At 69.6% G+C, this 1,161-nt stretch carries 2 protein-coding genes; both read left to right on the top strand.

Going from position 1 to position 1,161, the window contains the following annotated elements:
• Nucleotides 1–43 precede the first annotated feature (43 nt).
• Nucleotides 44–955 carry a decaprenyl-phosphate phosphoribosyltransferase gene (locus AC2VON_RS23505; RefSeq protein ID WP_486955005.1) on the top strand — a complete coding sequence of 304 codons (912 nt, stop codon included), beginning with the start codon at nucleotides 44–46 and terminating at the stop codon, nucleotides 953–955.
• A 25-nt stretch (nucleotides 956–980) separates the two neighbouring features.
• Nucleotides 981–1,161, top strand: a 181-nt coding sequence (locus AC2VON_RS23500) for a hypothetical protein (protein WP_486955004.1), incomplete at its 3' end; no start/stop codon positions are given.

Raw genomic sequence — 1,161 nt, 5'->3', positions numbered from 1 at the left:
CTTGCACTCTGGCTGGATGACGTTCGCGAGGGAGGTGTCCCCCATGAGTGAGGGCGTGGTGACCGGGCCCCCGACGAACCTGATCACCGGGGTCATCAAGGCGATGCGCCCGCGACAGTGGGTCAAGAACGTGCTGGTGCTGGCCGCGCCGCTGGCCGCGCTGGGGGGCCCGCTGCACTACAACCACTACACCGAGGTGCTCGCCAAGGCATCGGTGGCGTTCGTGGTGTTCTGCCTGGCGGCCTCGTCGATCTACCTGATCAACGACGTGCGCGACGTCGAGGCCGACCGCGCGCATCCCACCAAGCGGTTCCGGCCGATCGCGGCCGGCGCGGTGCCCGAGTGGCTGGCCTACGCCCTGGCCGTCGTCCTGGGAGCGGCCTCCCTGGCGCTCTCCTGGCTGGCGACGCCGAACCTGGCGCTGGTGATGGCGGTGTACCTGGCCATGCAGCTGGGCTACTGCTACGGCCTCAAACACCAAGCGGTGATCGACATCTGCATCGTGTCGTCGGGATTCCTGATTCGGGCCATCGCCGGCGGTGTGGCCGCCGAAATCCCGCTCTCGCAATGGTTTCTGCTGATGATGGCGTTCGGGTCGCTGTTCATGGTAGCCGGAAAGCGCTACGCCGAGCTGCAGGTCGCCGAACGCACCGGGGCCCGGATCCGCAAGTCGCTGGAGAGCTACACCAGCACCTACCTGCGCTTCGTGTGGACCATGTCGGCCACCGCGGTGGTGGTCTGCTACGGGCTGTGGGCGTTCGAGCGCGACCACCACTCCGGGTCGTGGTTCGCGGTGTCGATGGTGCCGTTCACCATCGCGGTCCTGCGCTACGCCGTGGACGTCGACGGCGGGCTGGCCGGGGAGCCCGAGGACATCGCGCTGCGTGACCGGGTGCTGCAGCTGCTGGCACTGGCCTGGATTGCGACCGTCGGAGCCGCCGTTGCCTTCGGCTGACCGCCAGCCCGGCGCCGTCAGGGGGATGCGCCGGCGGCCGCCCGTCCGGCGGGTCTTCCGCACGACCTTCCCGTACGACACCGTGGTGCGGACCAGCCTGTGGACCAGTGTGGCGGTGGTCTGCGCCCTGTTCGCGTGGGGGGCCTGGCAGCGGCGCTGGATCGCCGACGACGGGCTGATCGTGCTGCGCACCGTGCGCAACCTGC

Source organism: Mycobacterium sp. TH-M82, from assembly GCF_057473605.1.
Note: the sequence above shows the minus strand (reverse complement) of the source record. Positions and strands in the feature narration are given on the sequence as shown.